This window comes from Bradyrhizobium sp. Rc2d, assembly GCF_900099855.1.
Lineage (GTDB): Bacteria > Pseudomonadota > Alphaproteobacteria > Rhizobiales > Xanthobacteraceae > Bradyrhizobium.
In genome coordinates this window covers 16,932-35,056 of the sequence record NZ_FNCU01000063.1, presented here as the reverse complement: position 1 = coordinate 35,056, position 18,125 = coordinate 16,932, and the positions used below count along the sequence as shown (strand labels likewise).

Annotated in this window: 18 protein-coding genes; 10 read left to right on the top strand and 8 right to left on the bottom strand. The window is 62.6% G+C overall.

Translation table 11 applies throughout. The annotated features are described in order from the left end of the window. Nucleotides 1-101 precede the first annotated feature (101 nt). Together BLV07_RS41100 and BLV07_RS41095 are read left to right on the top strand one after the other, a co-directional pair. Nucleotides 102-1,040: an amidase family protein gene (locus tag BLV07_RS41100; RefSeq protein ID WP_244551397.1), complete on the top strand. Its 939-nt coding sequence runs from the start codon at nucleotides 102-104 to the stop codon at nucleotides 1,038-1,040. A gap of 51 nt (nucleotides 1,041-1,091) precedes the next feature. After that, nucleotides 1,092-1,841 (top strand): sulfite exporter TauE/SafE family protein, encoded by a 750-nt coding sequence (locus BLV07_RS41095; protein ID WP_091897941.1) that lies wholly within the window; start codon nucleotides 1,092-1,094, stop codon nucleotides 1,839-1,841. A 58-nt stretch (nucleotides 1,842-1,899) separates the two neighbouring features. Here the strand turns inward: BLV07_RS41095 and BLV07_RS41090 are convergent, their stop codons facing one another. Next, nucleotides 1,900-3,525 carry a class I adenylate-forming enzyme family protein gene (locus BLV07_RS41090; RefSeq protein WP_091897966.1) on the bottom strand — a complete coding sequence of 542 codons (1,626 nt, stop codon included), beginning with the start codon at nucleotides 3,523-3,525 and terminating at the stop codon, nucleotides 1,900-1,902. Between the two features lie 44 nt (nucleotides 3,526-3,569). After that, on the bottom strand, nucleotides 3,570-4,286 hold the full coding sequence (locus BLV07_RS41085; RefSeq protein ID WP_091897939.1) for a GntR family transcriptional regulator: 717 nt from the start codon (nucleotides 4,284-4,286) through the stop codon (nucleotides 3,570-3,572). A gap of 136 nt (nucleotides 4,287-4,422) precedes the next feature. Between BLV07_RS41085 and BLV07_RS41080 the strand changes: the two genes are divergently transcribed. The 7 genes from BLV07_RS41080 to BLV07_RS41050 all read left to right on the top strand — a co-directional run bounded on the left by BLV07_RS41080 (nucleotide 4,423) and on the right by BLV07_RS41050 (nucleotide 13,994). Beyond that, nucleotides 4,423-5,427 carry an ABC transporter permease gene (locus BLV07_RS41080; protein ID WP_244551396.1) on the top strand — a complete coding sequence of 335 codons (1,005 nt, stop codon included), beginning with the start codon at nucleotides 4,423-4,425 and terminating at the stop codon, nucleotides 5,425-5,427. A gap of 43 nt (nucleotides 5,428-5,470) precedes the next feature. After that, entirely contained in the window at nucleotides 5,471-6,496 is a 1,026-nt protein-coding gene (locus tag BLV07_RS41075; RefSeq protein ID WP_244551395.1) for a sugar ABC transporter substrate-binding protein, read from the top strand. 71 nt (nucleotides 6,497-6,567) lie between these two features. Next, entirely contained in the window at nucleotides 6,568-8,739 is a 2,172-nt protein-coding gene (locus tag BLV07_RS41070) for an ABC transporter permease (protein WP_091897962.1), read from the top strand. Further along, complete coding sequence (locus tag BLV07_RS41065) at nucleotides 8,723-9,844, top strand: SMP-30/gluconolactonase/LRE family protein (RefSeq protein WP_091897935.1); 1,122 nt, start codon at nucleotides 8,723-8,725, stop codon at nucleotides 9,842-9,844. The genes BLV07_RS41070 and BLV07_RS41065 overlap by 17 nt, the downstream gene beginning before the upstream one ends. Continuing rightward, nucleotides 9,841-11,373 carry a sugar ABC transporter ATP-binding protein gene (locus BLV07_RS41060; protein ID WP_091897933.1) on the top strand — a complete coding sequence of 511 codons (1,533 nt, stop codon included), beginning with the start codon at nucleotides 9,841-9,843 and terminating at the stop codon, nucleotides 11,371-11,373. Before BLV07_RS41065 ends, BLV07_RS41060 begins: the two co-directional genes overlap by 4 nt. A 28-nt stretch (nucleotides 11,374-11,401) precedes the next feature. Further along, nucleotides 11,402-12,610, top strand: a complete 1,209-nt coding sequence (locus BLV07_RS41055; RefSeq protein WP_091897931.1) for an acyl-CoA dehydrogenase family protein — start codon at nucleotides 11,402-11,404, stop codon at nucleotides 12,608-12,610. 571 nt (nucleotides 12,611-13,181) lie between these two features. Then, nucleotides 13,182-13,994, top strand: coding sequence for a metallophosphoesterase (locus tag BLV07_RS41050; RefSeq protein WP_176946099.1), 813 nt, complete (start codon nucleotides 13,182-13,184; stop codon nucleotides 13,992-13,994). A 26-nt stretch (nucleotides 13,995-14,020) separates the two neighbouring features. Here BLV07_RS41050 and BLV07_RS41045 read toward each other — a convergent pair whose 3' ends face one another. Next, nucleotides 14,021-14,245 carry a hypothetical protein gene (locus BLV07_RS41045; RefSeq protein ID WP_091897927.1) on the bottom strand — a complete coding sequence of 75 codons (225 nt, stop codon included), beginning with the start codon at nucleotides 14,243-14,245 and terminating at the stop codon, nucleotides 14,021-14,023. Nucleotides 14,246-14,366: 121 nt separating this feature from the next. On the opposite strand from BLV07_RS41045, the gene BLV07_RS41040 reads away from it, so the two are divergent. Beyond that, entirely contained in the window at nucleotides 14,367-14,753 is a 387-nt protein-coding gene (locus tag BLV07_RS41040; protein WP_091897925.1) for a hypothetical protein, read from the top strand. Between the two features lie 216 nt (nucleotides 14,754-14,969). On the opposite strand, the gene BLV07_RS47040 is transcribed toward BLV07_RS41040, so the two are convergent. The 5 genes from BLV07_RS47040 to BLV07_RS41015 form a co-directional block, all read right to left on the bottom strand. Then, nucleotides 14,970-15,653, bottom strand: a complete 684-nt coding sequence (locus tag BLV07_RS47040; RefSeq protein ID WP_143035674.1) for a hypothetical protein — start codon at nucleotides 15,651-15,653, stop codon at nucleotides 14,970-14,972. Next, complete coding sequence (locus BLV07_RS41030; RefSeq protein ID WP_091897921.1) at nucleotides 15,643-15,999, bottom strand: hypothetical protein; 357 nt, start codon at nucleotides 15,997-15,999, stop codon at nucleotides 15,643-15,645. Before BLV07_RS41030 ends, BLV07_RS47040 begins: the two co-directional genes overlap by 11 nt. A gap of 115 nt (nucleotides 16,000-16,114) precedes the next feature. Beyond that, on the bottom strand, nucleotides 16,115-16,384 hold the full coding sequence (locus tag BLV07_RS41025; RefSeq protein WP_091897919.1) for a hypothetical protein: 270 nt from the start codon (nucleotides 16,382-16,384) through the stop codon (nucleotides 16,115-16,117). Then, the gene (locus tag BLV07_RS41020; protein ID WP_091897917.1) at nucleotides 16,381-16,707 is read right to left on the bottom strand and encodes a hypothetical protein; all 327 of its coding nucleotides are present in this window, start codon (nucleotides 16,705-16,707) and stop codon (nucleotides 16,381-16,383) included. The genes BLV07_RS41025 and BLV07_RS41020 overlap by 4 nt, the downstream gene beginning before the upstream one ends. Nucleotides 16,708-16,709: 2 nt before the next feature. Then, complete coding sequence (locus BLV07_RS41015) at nucleotides 16,710-18,092, bottom strand: AAA family ATPase (protein WP_091897915.1); 1,383 nt, start codon at nucleotides 18,090-18,092, stop codon at nucleotides 16,710-16,712. Nucleotides 18,093-18,125: the final 33 nt, after the last annotated feature.

Genomic DNA, 18,125 nt, shown 5'->3' with positions numbered 1-18,125 from the left:
GCGCCGGCCACTAGCAACGTTTGTAGCAGCGGCCACCCCAAGCTGCCGCAGTCGCGCATCAAGCTGTGCCTTTTCGGCTGCGTACGAACCCACACGACGGGATGCCGGCCAATCCTCGAGACCCCACCCGCGTTCCTGGAGGATCGTCATCGGGCGCGGCCGTGTCCGTTATCGAGGGGATGGCCGACTTCGCCATTGGCAGCGACACCGGCGGCTCCCTGCGAATTCCAGCCGCGCTGTCGGGAGCGGTGGGCTTCAAGCCGACCAGCGGTTTCGTGCCGACCGCCGGCGCGTTCTCCCTGTCATCGAGTCTCGACACGATCGGTCCGATCGCCGCGAACGTCGAGGATTGCTTCGTGGCCGATCAGGTGCTTTCAGGTGAAGGCGCGCAGTCGCCGCTGCGGCCCGCATCCCCGGGCACGTTCCGCCTGAACATTGCCCGCGGACGCTTGTTCGATCGATGCGAACCCGAGGTACTCGCTGCGTTCGAGAAGGCCATGGAGCGGCTTCGATCCGGCGGCTTGCAGATCAAGGAGGGGACCATCGAGGCCGCTCTAGACGATCTCGCCCAAATCGACAAGATCGGCACCTTCCCGTCGATCGAGGTCGGAGCAACGCTGCGCAGTTTAGGGGTCTCGGCGCTGGATGGGGTCGATCCTCGAACGCGCGTCCGCATCGAGGCCGGCGCCGGCATTCTCGGCACGGACTATGTGCGCATGGTGCGGCTCAGACATGCCGTGATCCGATCCTTTGAACAGTCTTTCGGCAACAACGAGGTGTTTGTGCTGCCGACGACGCCGATCCGTGCGCCGCTGATCTCTTCCGTTGCGGAGGATGCGGCGTTCCATGAGCTCAATGGTCTCGTGCTGCGCAATCCGCGCGTTGCCAACATGCTCGATTGTCCGTCGGTCTCCCTGCCGCTGGCTGTTGATGGGCTTCCGATAGGGCTGATGCTCATCGGACGAAGGAATTCTGACACGCGCTTGCTCGAGATTGCATCGTGTATCGAAGCAACATTGCGTTCGGCATTGTTCGGATGAAGAAGTCGAGCCGCTGTCTTGAGCAATGCTGGCCAAATTTTGGGGGGATCGGTGGATTTCGTCAACGTGTTGATTCTGATCGGAGCTGGCTTCCTTGGCGGAGTGATGAATGCTCTTGCAGGTGGGGCGACATTGCTAACGTTTCCGGCAATGCTCTTGACCGGCTTGCCGCCTGTGGTCGCCACCGCTTCGAACGCCCTTGCCGTTACTCCAGGTCACACCATGGCCGCCATCGCAGATCGGGCGATGGTGCCGCGGGAACGATCAGTGATCGTCGGTCTGATATTGACAACGATCGGTGGTCTCGCCGGTGCTCTCCTGTTGTTGGCGACCTCCGAGCGTTTCTTTACGCTCTTGGTTCCAGCTCTGATCGCCGCGGCTACCATCCTGTTCGGGCTGGGACCGCGACTACAAAGGCTCACAGCGAGTCGCTCGCATGCCGGCGGCGCCCGCAACGGCTGGCTTTTGCCCGTCTCGATCTATGGCGGCTATTTCGGCGCTGGATTGGGAGTGATGCTCCTTGCGCTTCTCACGCTGACGGGCAAAGAATCCTTGCGCACACTCAACGCACTCAAGAACCTCTATGCCACAGTGGCAGCTCTTGCAGGGGTCGTGATTTTTGCTCTTTCCGGCACGATCAATTGGCCATCGACTCTTGTGATGCTGGTGGGCGCACTGGCCGGTGGCTTTGCGGGCGGAAAACTGGTTGGCGTGCTGCCGGCGGCCGCCGTGAGAGCCGCGATCGTGGCTTTGGGAGCCGCAATGACGGCGGAATATGCATGGCGTTTTTGGTTCGCATAATCCACTGCGAGCGTTCCGAGGCCAAGCATTGACCTAATGAGAGCGGAGTATCCCGCAATCAAATCAGTTTCGCGTCTTGCTGCTCGCGCAGCTCGGCTTTCAGAACCTTGCCGTTTGCATTGCGCGGGAGCGGTATCGTCCGCAGCGTGACCGTTTCCGGCACCTTGTAATCCGACAATCGCTCCGCGCAGAATGCCTTCACGGCTGCCTCCGCAAGCATGCTTCCTTCCGGAACGACGACGACCGCATGCACGCGCTCTCCAAGAACCGGATCAGCACGACCGACAATGGCGCATTCCAGCACGCCATCCAGGCTGCAAAGGACATTCTCGACCTCGGCGCTGAACACCTTGAAGCCGCCGCGGTTGATCATGTCCTTCTTGCGGTCGAATACGCGTACAAATCCATCGGCGTCCATCGAGCCGACGTCGCCCGAACGCCAGAACCCGTCGACGAACTCGCTTTGGTTTGCATCGGGGCGCCGCCAATATCCGGGGACAACCATCGGTCCGGCGATCCACAGCTCGCCCGGCGCCCCCCTGGGAACTTCGACCCCGTTGTCATCGACGACCTTGATCCGGCCGCAGGGCACGCACATCCCGACGCTGTCGATATGTCCGCGCCACTGCGTTCGCGGCATGATGGTTGCGGGCGAGGTCGTCTCGGTTGCCCCATACGCATTGAGCAGTTCCAGGCGGGGCAGTCTCGTCGCCAGCGTCTCGATTGTCGCAACGGGCATCGGCGCGCCGCCAAAACACCCGATCCGCCAAGCCGACAGGTCGTGCTTATCGAGGTCCGGCGACATCGCGCAAAGGGTATAGATGGTCGGAACGAGAATCGAATAGGTGATCCGTTCGCGGCTCGCGAGAGCCAGAAAGTCCCCGGACTTGAACGCTTGACGCATCAGCACGACGCAGCCGCCAACGATCATGGCCGAAAGTGCGACACCGACCAGGCCGGTGACGTGCGATAGCGGGACGGCAACCAGTGCGCGATCGGTCTCGTTCAGGCCGTGACAGCGTGCGAAGCTGAGCGCGGAGTGGATGATACCAAGGTGCGTCAGTTGGGCGCCTTTCGGACGTCCCGTGGTGCCCGACGTATAAAGGATGACGGCGACGTCTTCTTCCCACACGTCCTCGGCCTGAGTCGCGGGTCCGCCTGGCGCAAGCAGATCGTCGAACGACCCTGCATCGGTGGCGACGCCGCGGATGGCAAACCGGTGGGCGAGGGAGGGCACGTCTTGCCGCGGGGGCACGGCGTCGCTCAGATCGCTCTCGAAGATCAGCGCCTTGGCGCCGCTGTCATTGAGCAGGAAGGTCAATTCCGCCTGTCGCTGACGCGTGCCGATCGGCACCACGATGACGCCGATCCGGTTGCAGGCGATCACGCAAGGCAGGAATTCCCAGCAGTTTCCGAGGAATAACGCGACGCGGTCACCCTGTGTCACGCCAAGCCCGGCCAAATTGGCGCTGATCGCCGCGACCAGATCCGCTAATTCGCGATAGCTGATGATGCGATCCTCGATGATGGCCGGTCGGTCCGGGAAACGACGCACGAGATCGGCAAACATGTCCACGAGCGTGGCAGGCCGTTCGGGGAAGCAAAGCATCGTACGGCCATCGTAGTGCACTTCGGGGCGGGGTGTCCCACCTAGGCCGCTGTCCAACCAGATACCATCATGCATGTCGCGTTCCGCCTTCACTTGCCCATCGGAAGCCACGTGGCTCCTTAAGCCTCCAGCTTTTGCAGCAGGGCCTTGCCGCCGATCAGGATGTCCTGGCTCATCGCTTTCCGAGCGAGTTCCGGATCGCCCCGCCGCAAGGCGTCAATGACGCGGAGGTGGCCGTGCTTCTGGCCATGAAATGGCCGCGACTGAGAGTCGTAGAGATAGGAGAGGGTGGGACCGAACTGCATCCAGAGATTTTCGACCACCCCGAACAATGCGGGCGATCGCGCCAGGCGGCAGACGGCGAAATGGAAGTTCTCGTTTTCGGCAAGCGCCGCCGCAAAATTGCGGCCAGTCTCCGTCTCCAAGTAGCGGCTGTGAATCGAAGCAAGCTCCTCGACGTCGGCCCTAGTCGCGAATTTCGCGGCGCGCGCCGCCCCCTCGCCCTCGATCAACATACGGAGATCCCTGATCTCGATACATTGCTCGAGGGTCAGGATCGGCACCATCACTGTGCCGCGCTCGTCAAGCGTCAATGCGCGCTCGGAGACGAGACGGAGCAGGGATTCCCGCACCGGGGTGACGCTGATGCCGAGTTCATCGGCAACTTGGCGTGCCACGAGTTTCTGCCCCGGCTTCAGGCGGCTTCGCATCAGTGAATTGCGGATCGCGCTGTAGGCCTGCTGGCTGACGCTTTCCTTTGTGATCTGCACGCCGAAAGGACTTTGCTCTTTGTCGGACGGCGCGACGTTCGAGCGTGCCGCTGAGATCATTGACATGCAGGGGAACCTCTGTTTAGCTTGTTATAACAAATAAGGTACAAGAAACAACCTGTTCGTTTTTGATCTTCGGCTGGCCCGGGTCATGCGACAGGGGCCGGTCGCTAGAGCGGCCCGACGAGCGCGGGAGGATGTCGTGTCGAGTGAGATCGCGGCCGGTAGCCGACAGCAACGTGCCAGGTCTGGGCCAAGCCAGGCGACGATCGTCCTCGGCGTCACCGTCGTTCTGCTTGCCGTGCTGAGCGCCGTCCTTCCCGGATTCGTGACGCTTGGCAATTTGTTCACGCTGGCGCGCAACATCTCGATCCTTGGTATTCTTGCACTCGGCATGGCTGTCGTGGTGATCGGGCGCGGCATCGACCTGTCGCAGATCGCCACGCTCGCCTGCTCGGCGGCGATTGCCGTCACCCTGATCAATGCCGGATGGCCAGCGCCCGCTGCAATCGGGATCGGCCTGCTGCTATCGATCGCGATCGGGGTTGCGAACGGCTTCCTGGTGTCAGTGGTCGAAATTCCGGCGCTGTTCACCACGCTCGCCTCGGGCTTGTTGGTGCTCGGCGTCACCCGAGCGCTGGTGGTGCCGCACTATCAGGTCTTCCTGCAGCCTGGACACGACTGGTTGCTGAAACTCGGCGGCACGGTCGCTGGCGGATTGCCGGTTCCGGTGATTGCGTTTGCCATCTGTGCGCTGGCGCTGCACCTGTTTCTGTCCCGCACCGTGCTTGGACGGTTCATTTATGCCCATGGCGACAACGCGCAGGCGGCGCGGCTGTCCGGCATGGCGACGCGGCCGCTGACGATGCTCGAATACGGGATCTGCTCGGCGATCGGCTATGTCGGTGGCGTGATCATGGTCGGCTCGACGTCGCTGATGCATCTGCAGGTCGCGGAATCGACAATGATCTTCGACGTCATCCTCGTCGTCGTGCTGGGGGGTGTCAGCCTGGTCGGCGGGCGCGGCAACGTCGCGAGCGTGATTGCCGGCACGCTGCTCATTGGTGTGCTGCTCAACGCGATGACGATCATGAATCTCGATATTCAGACCCAGGACATGATCAAGGGAGCCGTGCTGCTGCTGGCCATCGCGCTCGACAGCTACATTCATCCGCGTGACGAGGAGACCGCCAAGCAGGGCGACTGACCGACATCGATCAATAAGCACGCCAGAAAATCAGGAGGAGCAAATGTCAATCACTCGAAATGTGAACTTGAAATGGATATCCGCGGGTATTGCGAGCGCAGCGATTGCCGCGATCTCTGTCGGGTCGATCAGTGCGGCTCATGCCGCCGATCCGCGTGCTGAGCTGTTCCAGAAGTTTCAAACGGCTGTAAAGGGCAAGACCGTCGCCTGGGTGCCGGTTTGGCTCGGCGTCCTGGAGTCGGAGTGGACGCGGGTGATGAAGGCGCATTTCGACGACTATGGCGTCAAGCTGATTGTTCGCGATCCGAATTTCAAGTCGGACGTCCAGCTGCAGGCGGTGAGCTCGCTAATCAACGAGAAGCCTGACATCCTGATCGTCCAGAATCCGACCACGACGCTGCTGGCGCGCGAGCTCAAGCGCGCGATGGACAGCGGCATCAAGGTGATCCAGGTCAACATGGCTTCCAACCAGCTGACGGACGCCTATGTCGGCGCCGATGTGCCCAAGCTCGGGCGCATGCTCGCGGAGGAGGTGGTCAAGACCTGTGGCGGCGGCAAGGGCTCCGGCAAAGTCGCAATCCTCCAGGGCGAAGCGACGGCCGCCTATTCCCTCGACATGACCAAGGCCGCGACCGAGGTCCTCAACGGCGACAAGTCGATCAAAGTCGTCTCCTCGCAACCAACTAACTGGGATGCGAACAAGGCCGCCGAGGTCACCACGAACGTGCTGCAGCAGAACCCCGACCTGTGCGGCATCTTCAGCGTCTGGGGGCCGCAGACCGCGGGAGCTGCCCAGGTCGTCAAGAACGCCGGCAAGCAGGGGCAGGTGAAAATCTTCGTCGCCAGTGATGGTCAGCCGGCGGATTGCGACATGGTGGAGCAGGGACTGTTCACCAAAAACCTGTCCTATCGCGCCGACACCCAGGGCGAGGCGATCGTCAACGCCGTGCTGACCCTGCTGCAGGACAGCCGTCCGGCCGGCACGACGCAGCTCGCCTATTACACGACGAACTACTGGGTCTCGGGCAAGGATGATCGCCAGTATTGCTTTGTCGTGCCGAAGGAATAGCCGCGTTCAGAATTGAGATGGTGCGGACGCCGGCGCAAGCGCAGGCGTCCGCAATTGACGAGTGGATGGCAATGAACGCGTTGCGACGTCTCTGGTACCGTTACTCGCCGCAGCTTGTGCTTGGCGAACTCCTTGAAAAGCGCTGGATGGAGCCGGTCGTGCCATTCACGCTGCTGCTGCTGGTCTTCGTCGTCTTTATCCTGACGATACCCGGCTATACGTCGCTTGCGCAGCTGCAACAATTGATGCGCAGCTTCCCGGAGCAGGCCTTCGTCGCGATGGCCATGGCGATCTCGATCCTGTCCGGCGGCATCGATCTGTCGGTTGGGGCCGTGTTCGCGATGGCCGACTTTCTCACTCTGTACCTTCTTCAGGTGCAGGAATGGCCTTTGCCGCTGACCGTTCTCACCGTGCTGGCCTGGGGCGCACTAATCGGCGCTGTCAATGGCGGGCTGATCGCCTATGCCAAGACGCGGCCATTTCTGACGACTATGGTCGTCCTGATCATCACCCGGGCAGCGTACAACAAGATCACCGGCATGTTTGCGACGGAACTGGCCGGGGCCTCGTCGGACAGCGCCGCCTGGGACTTTCTCGGCACCGGGTTCGTGCTCGGCATTCCGATCAACATGGTGTTGCTGATCGCGATCGGTATCGTCGCACATCTCTACCTGACGCGCATCCGGTCGGGCGTGCATATCATGGCCGTCGGTTCGAGTCGCAAGGCGGCGCGTCACGCCGGCATCAATGTCAAACGGTCGTTGTTCCTGGCCTACGTCCTGTCGGGACTACTGGCTTCGCTGGCCGGCATTCTCTACGCCGCTCGTCAGAACAGCGCGGGGACCGACACCGGCGTCGGCTGGGAGGTGAATGCGCTGGCTGCCGCCGTGCTCGGCGGCATCAGCCTCAGCGGCGGGCGTGGGACCATCAGTCGCGCGTTGATGGGAGCCGCGATCATCTTCCTGCTCGTCAACGGCCTCGTGCAGCTTGGCACTCATGGCAGCCTGACGACGGCTGCGATCGGTGGGATCCTTCTGGCTGCAGTTGGCTTCAACGTCAAATTCGTCAAGAACAAGAGCAAGATCTTGCAGAAGATCTATGTGAGCCCGAGCCTGGTCGAATTCACGCCGCCACCTTCGATCGAGCGCAACAGCGGCACGGTGTTCGCCGAGAACGATCGGTTGAAGAATGCTGAGGCCATCGCGCTCGACCGCATCGAGGGGCCGGAAGACATCGTCCTCGATCGCAACGACCATCTCTACACCGTCAACCGCAACGGATCGATCATCCGCTTTCTCGCGCCGGACTATGAGCAGCGCGAGGAATTCGCCCGCATCGGCGGCAGACCGCTCGGCATGGCGCTCGATCGCGACGAGAACCTGCTGGTCTGCGTCGCCGGCATGGGCGTCTATGGTGTGAGGCCGGATCGGAGCGTCTTCAAGGTCACCGACGAGACCAACCGCACCTGGTATCGCTTCAAGGACGATTCCCGGCTGTGGCTGGCCGACGACCTCGACGTTGCTCCTGACGGCAAGATCTATTTCAGCGACGCCACCACCCGATACGATCTCTCGGACTGGGCGCTGGACGGTTTCGAAGGCCGTGGCAACGGCCGGCTCGTCTGCCATGATCCGGCGACGGGAAAGACCGAGACGGTTCTGTCCAACCTCGCGTTCCCGAACGGCGTCTGCATCTCGCACGACGGCCGCGCGGTGCTCTGGGTCAGCACCTGGCTCTGCCGCATCTATCGGTACTGGATCGCAGGGGAGAAGGCCGGCACGCTCGAACTGCTCGCGGACAATCTTCCCGGCTACCCCGACAACATCAACCGCGCTTCCGACGGCAAATACTGGCTTGCCTTGGTGGGGCTCCGCTCGCCGGTCTACGATCTGGCGATGGCTGATCCCGCATTTCGCAAGCGCATGGTGAAGCAGATTCCGCCCGACGAATGGCTGTGCCCAGGCATCAACTTCGGCTGTGTCGTGAAATTTGACGACGCCGGGACGATCCATGAGTCGCTGTGGGATCCCGGCGGCATATCCCATCCGACGATCACGTCGATGCGTGAGCACAAGGGCTACCTTTATATCGGCGGTCTTGAAAACAACAGGATCGGAAGGCTTCGGCTGCCCGATGCAGATCCGACCTGGACCGGTTGGGATTCGTACTGGGGCGGAGACAGGAAGGCACGTACCAAAGCGGATGTGATCATACCGAGGGCGGATCATGTCGTTAGCGCGTGATATCTTTGATCGCGTTTTCTTTCCCGATCGGGACGTCCACGCGATTCCGGTCCTCGACGGCGGATTCTCGCCCAACGAAAAGCTCGATTCCGCACGCCAGATCGGTGCGGCGATGGAGGCGCCCGACGCCATGACTCTGGACGATGGTGGCACACTGTTCGTCTCGTCGGGGACCACCGTGTTTGCCTGTACCGGCGCCGACTTCGAAAGTCGTCGGCCGCTGATCCAGTTCGACGCGAATGCCGGTGCTCTCGCCTGGTCCGAGCGAACGGGCCTTCTGGTCGCGGTGTCAGGCCGCGGCGTTTGCGCCGTGAACGCATCGGGCAAGCCTACCGGCTGGGTGACGACGGTCGAGGATACGCCGCTGCACTGTCCGACTGCGATTGCAATCGCAGATGACGGCTCGATCTTCATCACGGAGGGCTCGCGCCACAATCCATCCGATCGATGGCTTGCCGATCTGATGCAAAAGCGCGCGCCCTCGGGGCGACTCATCGCCTGCGACGCTGGACTGAACAAGGCGCAGGCGATCGTCGGTGGACTTGACTGGCCTGCCGGGGTCGCGATCGCGCACGACGGTCGCGGCGTGCTGGTGACCGAATCCTGGCCGCATCGTCTCAGTGCTTATGACTTGACCGGACAGAATCGACGGGTCCTGGTGAAAAACTTTACGGGCTATCCGGCTCGGATCGTCCGGGGCGAGAATGGTGACTACTGGATCGCTTTCTTCGCGCTCCGCACCCAGTTGACGGAATTCGTGCTGCGCGAGCATGCGTTTCGAACCCGCATGATGGCCAACGTGCCGCCGCATCTGTGGGTCGGCCCCACGCTCGGCGGCACGTTCGATTACCGTGAGCCGACGCAGATCGGACGTATCAAGAAGCTCGGCATTCAGAAACCCTGGGCGCCGCCGCGGTCGTATGGACTGGTGGCGCGGCTTGATGCTGATGGCAATGCGATCGAGAGCTTCCACAGCCGGAGTTCAGGGAAATTGCATGGTCTGACGTCGGTGATCGTCGATCGGGGCCGGGTGCTGGTCGCGTCCAAGGGGCATGGCAAGATCGCCGAGCTGGCGATGAACCCGACCGCCGGGAGATTGACATGACCAGCACCGAATCCGGATCGCTGCTGCGCGTCATCGCGGGCAGCAAGGTGTATGGCGGCATCCACGCCATCGACAAGGTCGACTTCGAGCTTCGCGCCGGCGAGATCCATGCCGTGTTGGGCGAGAACGGGGCCGGCAAATCGACACTGTGCAAGGCGATCGCGGGTGCGATCGAGCTGTCGTCCGGCGATTATGTCCTGGGCGGCCAGAAGGTTTCTTTCGCCTCGCCAGGCGAGGCGCTGAGGAACGGCGTCGCCATGGTGTACCAGGAGACCAGCCTGGTCCCCTCCATGACCGTTGCGCAAAATCTCGAGCTGGGAATGGAGAAATTCTTCACGGTCTACCGCAAGATCAACATCGCCGCCCAGCAGTCCCAGCAAGCCCTGAACTTCAATGTCGATCCGCTGGCGCTGGTCGAGACGCTCGGCACCGCGAAGCGGCAGATGGTGGAAATCGCCCGCGCCGTCCGCCACAACGCCAGGGTCATCATCTTCGACGAGCCGACCGCGAGCCTGACGCCCGAGGAGATCCAGCATCTGTTCCATCTTCTCAACAGCCTGCGTGCCAAGGGCGTCGGCATCATCTTCATCTCGCATGCTCTGGAGGAGGCGCTCAAGATTGCCGACCGCATCACGGTGCTGCGCGACGGCAAGCTGGTCCACACCGGACGTGCCGGTGAACTGGACCGGCCAACGATCGTGCGCATGATGGTCGGGCGTGACGTTGCCGCGACGCGATATGCCGCGGCGGAGATCGGCGGATCGGCCGTGTCCACGGCGGAGCCATCGCGCGAGAAGCGTCGCGTGCTGGCGGTCGAGAACGTGACGATGGGAAGCATCGTCAAGAACATGTCGTTCTCGGTCTATGAGGGAGAGGTGGTTGGCGTCGCCGGCCTGGTCGGGTCGGGGCGGACCGAGATCGCTCACATCATCTGCGGCGCCAGGAAGCGCAATTTCCTGCGCGGCGGACTGATCTACCTCAAGGACAAGCCGGTGCGCTATCAGGTGCCGCGACAGGCCGTGCGCGACGGCATCGTCTACATCACCGAAGACCGCAAGCTCGACGGCTTCTTCGAGACGATGACGGTGGACGACAATGTCTATCTCGGTTACTTGGCCTCGCCGAAACGGCGTCGGCTGCTCTATTCGTTTAGGGAGCGGCGGGCGATCGCCGATCGCTGGATCAGCGCGCTGTCGATCTCCGCACTCAAGCGCAGCCTGAAGATCGTCGAATATTCCGGCGGAAACCAGCAGAAGGTGGTGGTGGCGAAATCGCTCGCCCAGGAGCCTTCGCTGATCATCTTTGATGAGCCGACCAGAGGCGTGGATGTCGGCGCGATCCCGCAGATTCATGCCTCGATCCGCGCGCTCGCCGCAGAAGGCAAGGCGGTTATCGTGATTTCCTCCTATCTGCCGGAGATCCTGACGGTCTCCGACCGGATCCTGGTGGCGCGCGGCGGACGGATCGTGGAAGAAATGCCGGCGTCGCAGGCGACGGAGGAAAAGATCATGTACGCAGCGATCCACTAGCGGTCGCTGCAGGCAGGAACGCAAAACAATGCTCTATCCGGCATCCGACAACGTCAACGCGCTCAAGCGCCGCCTCGAATCGTTCATGGACCGTCACGTCTATCCGAACGAAGAGCGCTTCTATCGCGAAGCTGAAGAACTGGGACCTTGGAAAGTGTATCCAATCGTCGAGGAGCTGAAGCCAAAGGCGCAGGCTGAAGGGCTCTGGAACCTGTTCCTGCCGGAAAGCGAGCATGGCGCGGGCCTGACCAATCTTGAATATGCGCCCTTATGCGAGGTGATGGGCCGCTCGCATCTGGCACCCGAGCTGTTCAACTGCTCTGCGCCAGACACCGGCAACATGGAGGTGCTGGCGCGGTATGGCACCAGCGCGCAGCAGGAGCGCTGGTTGAAGCCGCTGCTCGCCGGTGAGATCCGCTCCTGCTTTGCGATGACCGAGCCGGCCGTCGCATCGAGCGATGCCACGAACATCGAAAGTCTCATCGTGCGAGATGGGGACCATTACATCATCAACGGCCGGAAGTGGTACACGACCAATGCCACCGATCCACGCTGCAAGATCTGCATTTTCATGGGCAAGACTGATCCCGATAATCCGGACCGGCACCGGCAGCAGTCGATGATCCTGGTGCCGATGGACACGCCCGGGGTCGAGGTCCTGCGGCCACTTCCGGTATTCGGCTTCTACGGCGTGCCCGATCGTGCCTCCGAAGTTGTGTTCAGGGATGTCCGGGTGCCCGCCAGCAACATGTTGCTGGGGGAGGGCCGTGGCTTCGAGATTGCGCAGGGCCGCCTAGGTCCGGGCCGCATCCATCATTGCATGCGTCTGATCGGTCTTGCCGAGCGGACGCTCGAGAAGATGTGTCGACGGACCGCGAGCCGTGTGGCCTTCGGCAAGCCGGTATCGGAGCAGACCGTGACGCAAGAGCGCATCGCCGAGGCCCGCATCATGATCGAGCAGGCGCGGCTGCTGACACTGAACGCGGCCCAAGCCATGGATACCGTCGGCAACAAGGTGGCCAAAGTCGAAATTGCGATGATCAAGGTCGCCGTGCCGAATATGGCGTGTCAGATCATCGACTGGGCGATCCAGGCCCATGGCGGCGGGGGCACCAGTAACGATTTCGGGTTGGCCGCGGCCTACGCTACCGCGCGTCTGTTGCGGCTGGCGGACGGGCCTGACGAGGTGCACCGTAACCAGATTGCGCGGCTTGAGTTGCGGAAATATACGAACTGAACGCATGATTGGCTGGTCGCTGGACCGGGTGGGCAGTGTCCTGCGTCAGCAGGGCATAGTCGCGAATCCTTTCTTTGCAACAGATTTGCAACGCTCGTCCGCTAAGCCATTGATCTAATATACGGGAGAACGGTTTCCTAAGCCGTAGGTCGCTTGCTTAAGCCAACAGGTCCACGTCTGGCTGAAAGATGGTTTGCTCTGCCAGGGCCTAGCAAGGCGTTGACTGGTCATCGCCACGAAGCAAAGGTCGAACGGGGGCGAGAGAAGTTCTTTTAAGTAATTGATTTGCAGCAATTTTTCCCGCGTTTGCTGCGAATCCCACTCTCTCCGCCAGCCATTCCAGACAGCGAAGAATCCCTGCAAAACAAGGCATTTTCAAACCGCCGGATTCGACGGGTGTAGCACCGTGGTGGACACGGTGTAGCACGGCCGACGTTGCCATCATTCAGGCGCCCGCGCGAGTCGAATCCTTTGAAAGCTGGGGGGTACTTTGCGGGGGCAAAATCGCGTTTTTGCCCCGCCGTTGTACCCGATGCTTGCCTCTTGCCGGCGCAGGCACGATCGTGCCGCCATGAAACTGTTCATCGCATCCGACCTGCACGGCGAAGTCTGGCCGCACGGCTACGACGTCCCCGACATCGACTTCGACGTCGCGGTGTTCGCCGGCGACATCCACCACGCCTATCGGGCGGTGAGCTGGCTGACCAACCAGCGCGCGCTGTGGGGCAAGCAGGTGCTGTTCGTCGCCGGCAACCACGAATACTACGGCTCCGTGCTGGAGGACGCCGCGGCCAAGATCCGCGACGCCGCGCGCGGCACCAACGTGACGTTCCTGGACGCCGATGCGGTGCCGGTCATCGACGGCGTGCGCTTCCTGGGCTGCACGCTCTGGACCGACTATCGCTTCGAGGCCGATAGCCAGGCGCACGGGCTCGGCGCCGGCGGGATGCTGAACGACCACAAATACATCCGCACGTCGGGCGGCGCGGAATTCCCGGCGCCGTTCACGCCGAAGGAGGCGCTCAAGAGGCACTGGATGGAACGGAAGTGGCTGACCGAGCGACTTGCGGAGGAGCACGACGGCCCGACCGTCTGCATCACGCATCACGGAATCCACCCCGGATCGCTTCATGAGCGCTATGAGGGCGACGGCGCGATCAACGCTAGTTTCGTCTCGGATCTGAGCACCATCATAGCGGAGCATCAGCCGGCATTATTTATTCACGGGCACGTCCACGACACGCACGACTATATGGTCGGAGAGACGCGCATCGTCTGCAACCCGCGCGGGTATCCGAGGGGACCCGGAGCGTCTGAGAACGCCGGCTTCATCGAGGACCTCGTCGTCGAGATTCCCGCCTGGTCTCCTCGCCCGCACCCGTAATAGCCAACCACCAGATTCTGGGGTCTTCACGCTTCGTTCGAGTCCTTCCGCTTCGGCACCCGGCGCCCGCGCAGGAATCCTTTGCTCGCCTTCGCATAGACGTCCGCGAGCTCCTGCTCGAGCAGCGAATTCGCGACGATCAGCGCCTTGATGGTCGCGAACATGTCGCCGCCGCACGCCTCGATCGCCTGGGCGGCGGCGAGCTCCAGCTCGGCGGCCTCGTCGGCGGATTGCTCGGCGGGATCGGACATGGCGAAGGATTCCTTGTGATTTCGGCATGACCGCCGACGAGCTTCCGTCATGGCGAAATCACATCGTTGACCGGAAGGATCGATTTTGTTCTCTATACGTTCTCTGGTCAAGGAGAACGTGATGGCGGGACGACGGGCCGCGGACTGGCGCTTTCCGACGCCGAAGCAGCAGCGGATCGAGGACACCGCGCGCAAGATCGCTGAGGCGCAGCGGCGCCGCGTTTACGTCGACGACGAGGACGCTTGGTGGGCGTCGGTGCTGGCGGATTCGCGCGCCGAGACCAACCGGCCTGCCGCCGGCCGCACGCTCGCCGAGATGAGAGCCAGCGAGCTGAAGGTCGAATGCTTGAAGTGCTTTCGCGTCGTCACGATCAGCCGCGAGGAAGCCCTGCGGCGCTACGACGGCGGAAGCCTATGGAAAGAGGTCACGATGCGCCTGCTCGCAGACGGTTGCACCAGCCGGACAGGGCGTCACGAAGAGGACGGGTGCCGGCCGGATTTCAGGTGAACGTCTAGGGAAGATGAGACAGCCACCCGCGCCCGCATCTGCGCGCGCAGCTCGTCTTCCACCCTGTCCATGATGCGGTCGTACGTCTCGCCATCCCCATCGGTCATGGCATCGATCAGACTCTGCGTCGTCTCCTCCGTGATGCGGATGGAGACTACTTCGTGAAACTGGTGGCGACGTCCTGAAGGCGCCGTTCGAGTTCGACTTCTACGGCCATCACGTACCCTCTCGCATCATCATGTTCAGATAATCCACCATCGCCTGCGGCGCTCCGCGGTGGACGGAAATATCGCGAATGTCGTCGGGCTCGCGGTCCTCGCCCGGCGGCGGTCCGCACACCAACCAGTCGAAATCGCTGTCTCCGGAAAAGACAGCCGGGCACCACATGCGCCGTCCTTTGTCGGTCCATTGGAGCGCTACTCCGAGGGTGTCGCCGAAGTCGGCGTCATGAACTGTCGGGACCGGAAGTTCCGGTGAAGCCTTCAAAAACGCGATGGCCTGAAGCGCTGCTGCGAATTCCATCGCGCCAGGATTCTTCGCTGCGAGCTTATCGACCGTAGCCTGATTGTTCCCCATCACCTTGCTCCAACCATTTGCTTCCCGGTCTCGCTCCGAAGCATCTTCGCCATCATCCAGCAGCTCCCGGCCGTCGTGCTCGCGACGTAGACGACGCCGGCCGCGGCAATGAGGCCGTAGCTGCCGGTCTCGATCGCCTTCCAGACGCTCGAATAGATCAGGATCTGCGTCACGAACCAGACGCCGTTCGATGCCCACCGACCACTTGGCGTGATGCGCCACGTCGCCGGAGTTGCGCGAGCGGCTGACGGCGGTGAAGGCCGCGTTCTGGATGAAGGACACGGCGGCGAGGCGGGCGAGGATGAGGGGGCGTTCACGCTTCACTCCAATGCGTCGGCCACAGCTCACGGTTCAGGCCGCTTTCGACCCAGCCCGAGTCGTTGAACAGATTGCGGCGACCGGACGTCTCGAAGCCGCGACGGTCGCGCAGGTTCCAGGTTCGCGCGCCACCAGGACGATCGGAATCGCTTGGCGGCGGATCATTCTTCATCAGGCGCCATTCGTTCATCGGGCGACACTCGTCTTCGATGGCGCCGACACGAACTCCGGTGGGCCTGCCGGCCGCATCCAGATCACCTGATCGCCGACCATCATGCGCATCGCCGTGGGGCTCATACGGCGTGCAGGCCACGAAGCCCTGCGACATCTGCACGGGCTCGGCGCTCGCCATGTTCTCGATCGTGCGCCCCGAATCCTTCTTTCCGGTCCCGGATCGCTCTTTTCGAGGCCTCGATGTCCCAGATCGTTCTTTGGCAACTCGGCAGTTGTTGGGAAGCTAAGCCGAGTTAGCCCTGAAGCCACCAGAAGCCGTCATCGCACAGCGCCCAGCGCAGATCGGCGTCGATCCAGAGCACCGGCTCGGTGAAGACCGGCCATGACGAGTCGGTATCTACCGGCCATCCGACTAGCAACATGTGCGGCTTGCTGGCGTGGCGGCTCGGCCAGAATTCCCAGCGCGCCAGCTCTCGCTGCGGGATCCGCATGTCGATCTCGTCGCGCCGCGGCTTCCAGCCGCTCTGCAGGCGCTCCAGCAGGCGCTCCATCTGCGGCGTCATTCGGTGATGGTCCCGTCGATCGGGATCTCGTCGCCGGCCTGCTCGCCGAGCGAATAGAGCCTGTGCGCCGACCGCGCGAAGCGGGCCTTGCGATCGAACCAATGGATCGCCGCCGTGCAGATGTCCTCGCCGTCCACGTAGTCAGGGTGCTTGCGCGCCTGGCCCATGACGACGAGCTTGAACTCTTTGCCGACGCGGCGGACCTGCGTCGTCCAGTTCTCAATGACCGGCGCCCGCGCCATCTCGAAGCGCGACGGCGTCTCGCCCAGGCCATAGGACTCCAAGTCGCGCGCCAGGTCTTCCTTCCATCCTGTGTTCGACATCGTCAGTGCCTCATTGCATGTGCGTCGCGGGCTTCCAAAGTCGCGCGCACTATGGCCTGCAGCTTGCGCAAGCTGAAGCCGGCCTTTTCCCAAGCCTTTGCGATCACCATCAGCTCGTCAGGCGCCAGCGGCTCGTCGCCGACGCGCTCGGCGTCCTCGCGGGCGAGATCCTCCATGATCGACGCCGCCAGCAGCGGCAAGTCGACAAGGCGTGGCGCCGGCACGCGAACGATGCGGAACCTATCGCGGAGGAAGTCCGGCAACACCGTGACGTCGTTAGCGGTGCAGAGGTACAGGATTTCTGAGAGGTTTAGCTCGCAGTCAAGGCTTTGATCCCTGTAGGTTTTTGCGGTCTCCTTATCGCAAAAGCCAGCAAGCGAGGTCATGAGGCTGCCGCTCGACGATGACGATCCAGGGCGCGTGCATTTGTCGATCTCGTCGATGAACACCAGCGGGTTCGCGGTGCGCGAAGCCAAGATCGCTCGGGCCGGCACCGATGCTTCGGTGTTCGACCAAATTTTTGAGGCCCCACCGAAATGTCCATCTGTCACGGACGCCGCATCCACGCGTTGGACGTGCTGGAGGCCCACGGCGACGGCCCATTTGCGAACGACCCTCGATTTGCCTGCGCCGGGCGGTCCGAGCAGGATCGTCGGTTTCAGTCTCACGGGCTCGCCTTCGCGCAGATCCTTGAACAGCACCGACAGCGCGGCCGACGCGTGCGGAAACTCATACGACAGCCGCTTGCGCGCGTCGTCGAGATTGCGCGCGCACACCAGCGGCAGTGGCTTGTCGAGGATCTCGGAAAACTGCTTGTTGTACTGGTTCAGCTTCGTCGCCTTCGTCGCCGGCAGCACCGTCAGCGTCGGTCCCGGACACGCCGACCGAAACCACTTGGCCACGTCGACCTCATGCGCCGGCGATTCCAAAGCGCTCTCTTTCATGATCTCTCCCGCGAGCACGGCGACCGTCACGGCGAACATCGAGCGCTTTTCTTTGATGTAGCCGCCGGCGCCGGCGGCCCACCAGATCCTCAAGCGCTCGCGGGCGTCGATGTCGTCGGCCTGTAGATCGGCAGCGTCGAGCACGTACTGAAGCCGCGGCAGCACGGCGCGGAACGATGTCGGATAGTTCGGCCGGCACGCCAGCATGGACCAGGCCAGCGCCAGCTCGCCGGCGGCATGCGTGCCGAGGGCATAGAGCGCGTCAACGGTCTCGCGGATCTCATCCTGGATGACCTGGCGGTCGCCGCACTTGTCGAGCAGCCGCCGCGCGCGCTCGGCGCCGATGATCTCTTCCGATTGATTGTGCAGCCACCCGAAGGCGTCGCTCCACCTGCCGCAGAGCAGGAGGTTCAGTGCCGGATGAACCGAGGTTTGCGCCATCTGGACGAATCCTTTCGGAGGGCGTACACGATG